Below are 7101 nucleotides of genomic sequence, written 5' to 3'. Positions count from 1 at the left end.
ACAGAAACCTCGTCTGCACATGCCCCCCAATGGACGCATACGCAGACGCCGCGGAGTAGCATCAAAAACCCCGCCGAGTTTCGGCGGGGTTTTTTCGCCAATCGGAAACTCATGTTCTGATTTGAGCCCTTTTGGGATGTCGTTTTTACCCAGCGAAGCGTCTTTTTCGCTTGCTGCGCGTGCGAAGGGCTCATAGCTCTGTGCGTGGGACACCCCTCCCCAACGAGGGGCGTGTATCTGGAAGGGTAATACAGATGAGCACTCAAAAACCGGCGACGCGGCCGGCCAATCCGCGTTTTTCCTCGGGCCCTTGCGCCAAACCCCCCACATTTGATCTGACCAAACTGGCCGATGCGGCCTTGGGACGCTCGCACCGTGCCGCCGTTGGCAAGGACAAGCTGAAAGCGGCCATCGAAGGCACGCGCGAGGTGCTTGGCATTCCGGCAGATTACAGGATCGGCATTGTTCCCGCCTCGGACACGGGCGCGGTTGAGATGGCTCTTTGGTCGCTATTGGGCGAACGCAAGGTCGAGATGCTGGCGTGGGAAAGCTTTGGGTCCGGTTGGGTGACCGATGTGGTCAAGCAGCTTAAGATCGACGCCGAGGTGAAGACTGCCGATTACGGACAGATCGTGGATCTGGCATCGGTCGATTTCGCCAATGACGTTGTATTTACCTGGAATGGCACCACCTCGGGCGTGCGCGTGCCGAACGGTGACTGGATCGCCGATGATCGTCAGGGTCTGACGATCTGTGATGCGACCTCGGCTGCCTTTGCGATGGACCTGCCCTGGGACAAGCTGGATGTGACCACCTTCAGCTGGCAGAAGGTTCTGGGCGGTGAAGCCGCGCATGGGATGCTGATCCTGTCGCCGCGCGCCGTTGAACGTCTGGAGAGCTACACCCCTGCATGGCCGCTGCCGAAGATTTTCCGCCTGACCAAGGGTGGCAAGCTGATCGAAGGCATCTTCACGGGGGCGACGATCAACACGCCGTCAATGCTGGCGGTTGAGGATTATCTGTTTGCACTGGATTGGGCCCGTTCGGTGGGCGGTCTGAAGGGCCTTATTGCCCGCGCGAACGCCAATGCCGATGCCGTGCATGCGTTCTGCGATCGGAACGACTGGATCGAAAACCTGGTCGAAGACGCTGCGACGCGGTCGAACACATCCGTCTGTCTGAAATTCACCGACGCCCGAATTCAGGACGGCGCAAGCTTTGCCAAGGCTGTGGCCAAACGGCTGGAGTCCGAGAATGTCGCGCTGGACATCGGTGCCTATCGCGACGCGCCTGCGGGCTTGCGGATCTGGTGCGGCGGTACGGTCGAGACCTCGGATATCGAAGCGATGCTGCCTTGGCTGGCATGGGCCTTCGAGGCCGAAATCGCGGCGCAAACAGAAGCCGCCTGATCGCATCCCATCTTCACCGGGCAGCATCGGCCCGGACCTCTCAATACATTCAAGGACCACAAACATGGCTCCCAAAGTACTCGTTTCCGACAAACTCAGCGAAACCGCCGTTCAGATTTTCCGTGATCGCGGCATCGACGTGGATTTCATGCCCGATCTGGGAAAGGACAAGGACAAATTGGCCGAGGTGATCGGCCAGTATGACGGTCTTGCCATCCGCTCGGCCACCAAGGTCACGCCGACCATTCTGGAAAAAGCCGACAAGCTGAAGGTGATCGGCCGCGCCGGAATCGGCACTGACAATATCGACAAGGAAGCGGCGTCGAAAAAAGGTGTGATCGTGATGAACACGCCATTCGGCAACATGATCACCACTGCCGAACACGCCATTGCGATGATGTTTGCCGTGGCGCGGCAGATCCCCGAGGCCTCGACTTCGACCCATGCGGGCAAGTGGGAAAAGTCCAAATTCATGGGGATCGAGCTGACGAACAAGACGCTCGGCGTCATTGGTGCGGGGAACATCGGTGGCATCGTGTGCGAGCGCGCGCTTGGCCTGAAGATGAAAGTCATCGCCTATGATCCCTATCTGGGCGAAGAGAAAGCCGCCAAGATGGGCGTGGAAAAGGTAGAGCTGGACGAGTTGCTGTCCCGCGCCGACTTCATCACCCTGCACGTGCCGCTGACGGATCAGACCCGCAATATTCTGAGCCGCGAGAACCTCGCCAAAACCAAGAAGGGCGTGCGCATCATCAACTGCGCTCGTGGTGGTCTGGTTGATGAGGAGGCTTTGGCAGAGGCTCTGCAATCCGGTCACGTTGCCGGTGCCGCGTTCGACGTGTTCAGTGAAGAACCCGCCAAGGACAACCCCTTGTTCAACCTGCCCAACGTGGTCTGCACGCCACATCTTGGTGCAGCAACAACTGAAGCGCAGGAGAATGTGGCGCTGCAAGTGGCCGAGCAGATCTCGAACTATCTTCTGACAGGTGCGGTCGAGAACGCTTTGAACATGCCCAGTGTGACGGCGGAAGAAGCCAAGGTGATGGGGCCGTGGATTAAGCTGGCCGGCCATCTGGGCAGCTTCATCGGCCAGATGACCGATGAGCCGGTCAAGGCGATCAATATCCTGTACGATGGTGTTGCCGCTGAAATGAACCTGGCGGCGTTGAACTGCTCGGTGGTCGCCGGGATCATGAAGAAGTTCAACCCCGAGGTGAACATGGTGTCGGCCCCGGTTGTCGCCAAGGAACGTGGGATCAAGATCTCGACCACCAATCAGGACAAATCGGGTGCCTTCGAAGGCTATATCAAAGTCACCGTTGTGACCGACAAGCGCGAGCGTTCCATCGGTGGCACCGTGTTCAGCGACGGCAAGCCGCGGTTCATCCAGATCAAGGGCATCAATATCGACGCCGAGGTCGGTGCCCATATGCTCTACACCACCAACGAAGACGTGCCGGGCATCATCGGTGCTTTGGGGCAGACCATGGGCGAGAACAACGTCAACATCGCGAACTTTACCCTTGGTCGATCCGAGGCCGGCGGAGAAGCGATTGCGTTGCTTTATGTCGACGAACCCGTTCCGGCCGAGGCACGCGCCAAGCTGGCGGAAACGGGTCTGTTCACGCAGATCAAGCCGCTGGAATTTGATGTCACCTGACGTGGCCTGTTGAGTTTGAGAAACAGTTCAGGACCCGGTTGACCGAAGGCCCGGGTCCTTTGTTTTCTCGGGCTGCAATCTGCGGCACAAGCGAGCTGAACCTTACCGTCGGAGGATCTATGACACAGCCAGTCTACGTTGTTGGTGATCTGCACGGGCAGGTGGCAGAGCTGGAACGCGCGCTGTCTCTGATCCGGGGCGATGGCGGCCCGGATGCCCAGATCGTGTTTCTGGGTGACTACGTGGATCGCGGCCCGGACAGCCGCGGGCTGATCGAGCGTCTGATTGCCGGGCGCGATGCGGGCCTGAACTGGATCACTCTGCTGGGCAATCACGATCGCATGTTCGCCTGGTTCATGGAGGATACGCCGCGTCACGATCCGCATTTGCTTGTAGGATATCACTGGCTGCATGAAAGGCTGGGTGGGGTCGAGACCCTGCGCAGTTATGGCGTGGAATTCGAAGGCCAGATTCGCCTGGAAGATCTGCATCAGATGGCGCAGGCGGCGGTGCCGAAATCGCACCTGACCTTTTTGCGAGATCTGGTTCTGATGCATCAGACGCCCGAACTTGCCTTTGTTCACGCAGGCATTCGCCCGGGCGTACAGCTCAACGCGCAGCGCGCCAACGATCTGGTCTGGATCAGGCAGGATTTTCATGCTCATCGGGGCCCGCATCCCAAGCTGATCGTGCATGGCCATACTCCGGTAGACCGGGCAACGCATTATGGAAATCGCATCAATCTGGACACAGGTGCCGGATATGGGCGCCCGGTGGGTGTCGCGGTGTTCGAGGGGCAGACCTGCTGGGAATTGACCGATCAGGGCCGTTTGCCTTTGACCCCCTAGATCACCTCGCCCGGCCACGAAATTTGGAGATTGAATATGTATGTCGCCACTTTGCTGACCAATCCGGCTGCGCCTTCGCTGGACAGCGCATTGCCCGAGTCATTGCGCAATGCGTGGGGTGGCGGGGACATCCTCTGGCTCAACCCGGATGAGGCGGCAGAGTTCGAGTTGAACGCCATCCCCGACAATCGCTGGGACGTTTGGGCAGACCTGCAAGGGATGGGGGTGGACCTGATCGTGCAACCTGCGCAAGGACGGCGCAAACAGATGCTGCTGGCCGATATGGACAGCACGATGATCCAGCAGGAATGTATCGATGAACTGGCGGATGAGGCCGGCGTCGGCGACCGGGTCAAGGACATAACGGCCCGTGCCATGAACGGAGAGCTTGATTTCGAAGGCGCCCTGATCGAGCGGGTTGGTTTGCTGAAAAATCTGGATGAACGCGTCATCGGCAAAGTTCTGCAGGAACGGATCACCCTGATGCCCGGAGGCAGGGAATTGCTGGCGACGATGCGGGCCAACGGGGCCTATACAGCATTGGTATCCGGTGGCTTTACGGCCTTTACCGCGCGGGTGGCAGAGCTTTTGGGGTTTGATGAAAACCGGGCCAACACTTTGCTGGCGGAAGATGGCAAGCTGACCGGAGACGTCGCGCGTCCTATTCTGGGGCGTCAGGCCAAGGTCGAAGCGCTGGCGCAGATTTCAACGCGTCGGGGGCTGTCGGAAAGTGACGTGATCGCCGTGGGTGACGGGGCCAATGACCTTGGAATGCTTGGCCGGGCCGGGACTGGGGTTGCCCTTCATGCCAAACCGTCGGTGGCCGCACAATGTGATGTGCGGGTGAATCACGGCGACCTGACGGCGCTGCTTTACCTGCAAGGCTATTGCCGCGCCGATTTCGTAGGCGGCTGATCAGGGCTATCTTTTATTTAACATTTGTGTTAAATAAGGGGTATGAACACACTTCTGACCACGTTTTCCGCTTTGTCCGATGCCACCCGGTTCTCGATTGTCGAGCAACTGATGGAGCAGGGCGAACTGCCTGCCGGTGATCTGATCGACGGGCGCGGCATGTCCGGCGCCGCGATTTCGCGCCACCTCAAGGTGTTGCGCGAGGCCGGGTTGGTGCAGCAACGCGTGCAGGGAACCCAGCGCATGTATTCCATCCGATCCGAAGGATTGCGGGCGATTGCCGACTGGACGATTTCCAAGCGGCAATTCTGGGAAGGCAGCCTGGATCGTCTGAGTGAAATAATTGAAAGGGAGAATTCATGGCCGACCTGAAACTGGAACGGGAATTCCCCGTCAGTCCCGAAGAACTGTTTGCATGGATCAGCGATGGTGCCAAGCTGTTGCAATGGTGGGGGCCCGAAGGGATGCACGTGCCGGACCACAACCTGGATTTCTCGCGCACCGGTCCTTGGTACTCGGTGATGGAGAACGGCGAGGGCCAGCAATACAAGGTTTCGGGCCACGTGACGCATGTCGACCCGCCTAAATCGGTGGGTTTTACATGGGGTTGGCATGACGATCAGGATCAACGCGGTGCCGAAAGCCACGTGACCCTTTCCGTTTCCGCAACCGAAAACGGTGCCCGCCTTGTGCTGGACCACCGTGAGCTGGCCGATGCCGAAGCAGCTGCGAACCACACTCAGGGTTGGACGTCTTCGCTGCGCAAACTCGAAGCACTTTGCACTTAGGTTTTTTGTCACGGAGGAGCGATATGCCCAAGTTTCTGTTTGTCTATCACGGGGGTCACACCCCGACCGACCCCGCCGAGATCGAGACGACCATGGCGGCCTGGGGCGCCTGGTTTCAGGATATGGGCGACGCCCTCGATATCCCCGGAAACCCAGTGGGGCAGTCTTACACCGTCAGCAACAACGGAGTGGTCGATAACGGCGGCGCAAACCCGGCCTCGGGCTTCACGGTGATCAAGGCTGACAATATCGACGCTGCGACCGAGATGGCCAAGGGCTGTCCGATGGTCGTCAACGGCACAGGCTCGGTTGAAGTGGCCGAAATCCACGAAATCGAGATGTGAGGGCCTTAGTCGGGGAAACCCGTCGCAGGCTTGATCACGCCGCATTCCAGCCCGCGACGGCTGTATTGCGTGGCGTTCATGAATTTGCGGGTGGCCGGGTGTTCGGCCTCCAGCACGCCAAGGCTGACAAGAATGGCGGCAATCGCGCATTCACTGGCGCGGGTGGTGCCATCGGTGATCTTCAGCGCAACGCCCATGCGTTTTTCCGGAATGATGGCCACGAACACGGCCTCGGCCCCGGTTTTGATGGCAACACGTCCGTTCATCGCGCGCATCAGTTCGGTGCAGGCCCGGTTCTCACCGGCAACAAGTTCCGGGTGTTTGACCATCGCGGCCACCAGCTGCATCGCTGCATCGCTGGAACGGTCGGACCGGTCTGCGGCTGAAGCAAACCACGCCATCGAACGTGCCAAACCGAAAAGCGATGTGGCGAAATTCGGGGCGGAACAGCCATCGATGCCGTATGCCGGGCTGGTCTCGCCCGTTGTTTCTTCGACGGCAGACAGGCAGGCTTGTTGCACCGGATGATCAATTTCAAGGTATTCCGGCCCGGCGCCCATATGCTGTGCCAGAGTCAGAAAGCCGCAATGCTTGCCGGAACAGTTGTTGTGGATCTGGCAAGGCGTGTCGTCCGCCAAAATCAGCCGGTCGCGCGCGGCGGTGTCGGCGGGCTCCTGTGGGCCGCACCGAAGATCGTGCTCGTTCAACCCCAGATGGTCCAGCCACGCCGTCACGCGATCCGTGTGGATTGCCGCCCCGTTATGCGAAGCGCAGGCCAACGCGAGGTGTTCGCTGGTCAGCCCGTATTTCGCCGCCGCCCCTGATGTGACCAACGGAAGCGCTTGAATCATCTTGGCCGATGACCGCGGGTATATGACGGATTGCGGGTCGCCCCAACTGCGCACGATCTGGCCCGTGTCATCGCAAATAACCGCATGACCCAGATGCAGACTTTCCAGCAGAGGGCCGCGCCAAAGTTCTGTCATGGGTACGGGCTGCGTCATCTGGACCTCCGAAATTTATGCGCAAAATTCTGCCAATCGCCCTTTCGCCTGTGGCGAAATCTGCGTTAGTGTGTGTATGTCGGCAATCATCGGAAGACGCAAACGAATAGACGAACTGGCAGGGTTCGCAGAC

The 7101-nt window shown here is 59.4% G+C and carries 8 protein-coding genes; 7 read left to right on the top strand and 1 reads right to left on the bottom strand.

The window, feature by feature from the left end; genetic code table 11:
- The first annotated feature begins 254 nt into the window (after positions 1–254).
- From GOW09_RS18450 to GOW09_RS18420, 7 genes are all read left to right on the top strand, one after another.
- On the top strand, positions 255–1409 hold the full coding sequence (locus tag GOW09_RS18450) for a phosphoserine transaminase (RefSeq protein WP_171119972.1): 1155 nt from the start codon (positions 255–257) through the stop codon (positions 1407–1409).
- 64 nt (positions 1410–1473) lie between these two features.
- Positions 1474–3069, top strand: coding sequence for a phosphoglycerate dehydrogenase (gene serA, locus GOW09_RS18445; protein ID WP_171119971.1), 1596 nt, complete (start codon positions 1474–1476; stop codon positions 3067–3069).
- Positions 3070–3188: 119 nt separating this feature from the next.
- Positions 3189–3917 carry a metallophosphoesterase family protein gene (locus GOW09_RS18440; protein ID WP_171119970.1) on the top strand — a complete coding sequence of 243 codons (729 nt, stop codon included), beginning with the start codon at positions 3189–3191 and terminating at the stop codon, positions 3915–3917.
- Positions 3918–3953: 36 nt separating this feature from the next.
- Positions 3954–4832, top strand: a complete 879-nt coding sequence (serB, locus tag GOW09_RS18435) for a phosphoserine phosphatase SerB (RefSeq protein WP_171119969.1) — start codon at positions 3954–3956, stop codon at positions 4830–4832.
- 42 nt (positions 4833–4874) lie between these two features.
- Positions 4875–5204, top strand: coding sequence for a helix-turn-helix transcriptional regulator (locus GOW09_RS18430; RefSeq protein ID WP_171119968.1), 330 nt, complete (start codon positions 4875–4877; stop codon positions 5202–5204).
- Entirely contained in the window at positions 5192–5620 is a 429-nt protein-coding gene (locus GOW09_RS18425; RefSeq protein WP_171119967.1) for an SRPBCC domain-containing protein, read from the top strand. Before GOW09_RS18430 ends, GOW09_RS18425 begins: the two co-directional genes overlap by 13 nt.
- A gap of 23 nt (positions 5621–5643) precedes the next feature.
- On the top strand, positions 5644–5964 hold the full coding sequence (locus tag GOW09_RS18420; RefSeq protein WP_171119966.1) for a YciI family protein: 321 nt from the start codon (positions 5644–5646) through the stop codon (positions 5962–5964).
- Positions 5965–5969: 5 nt separating this feature from the next.
- On the opposite strand, the gene GOW09_RS18415 is transcribed toward GOW09_RS18420, so the two are convergent.
- The gene (locus GOW09_RS18415) at positions 5970–6968 is read right to left on the bottom strand and encodes an asparaginase (RefSeq protein ID WP_171119965.1); all 999 of its coding nucleotides are present in this window, start codon (positions 6966–6968) and stop codon (positions 5970–5972) included.
- Positions 6969–7101 lie beyond the last annotated feature (133 nt).

The sequence above is a fragment of the Ruegeria sp. HKCCA5463 genome (assembly GCF_013034175.1).
Classification (GTDB): Bacteria; Pseudomonadota; Alphaproteobacteria; order Rhodobacterales; family Rhodobacteraceae; genus Ruegeria.
This window is presented reverse-complemented; position numbering and strand designations above follow the sequence as displayed.

Coding starts and splice junctions, on each gene's coding strand:
- GOW09_RS18425 (WP_171119967.1), top strand. CDS start 5,192: ATGGCCGACCTGAAACTGGAACGGGAATTCCCCGTCAGTCCCGAAGAA.
- GOW09_RS18430 (WP_171119968.1), top strand. CDS start 4,875: ATGAACACACTTCTGACCACGTTTTCCGCTTTGTCCGATGCCACCCGG.
- GOW09_RS18415 (WP_171119965.1), bottom strand. CDS start 6,968: ATGACGCAGCCCGTACCCATGACAGAACTTTGGCGCGGCCCTCTGCTG.
- serB (WP_171119969.1), top strand. CDS start 3,954: ATGTATGTCGCCACTTTGCTGACCAATCCGGCTGCGCCTTCGCTGGAC.
- GOW09_RS18420 (WP_171119966.1), top strand. CDS start 5,644: ATGCCCAAGTTTCTGTTTGTCTATCACGGGGGTCACACCCCGACCGAC.
- GOW09_RS18450 (WP_171119972.1), top strand. CDS start 255: ATGAGCACTCAAAAACCGGCGACGCGGCCGGCCAATCCGCGTTTTTCC.
- GOW09_RS18440 (WP_171119970.1), top strand. CDS start 3,189: ATGACACAGCCAGTCTACGTTGTTGGTGATCTGCACGGGCAGGTGGCA.
- serA (WP_171119971.1), top strand. CDS start 1,474: ATGGCTCCCAAAGTACTCGTTTCCGACAAACTCAGCGAAACCGCCGTT.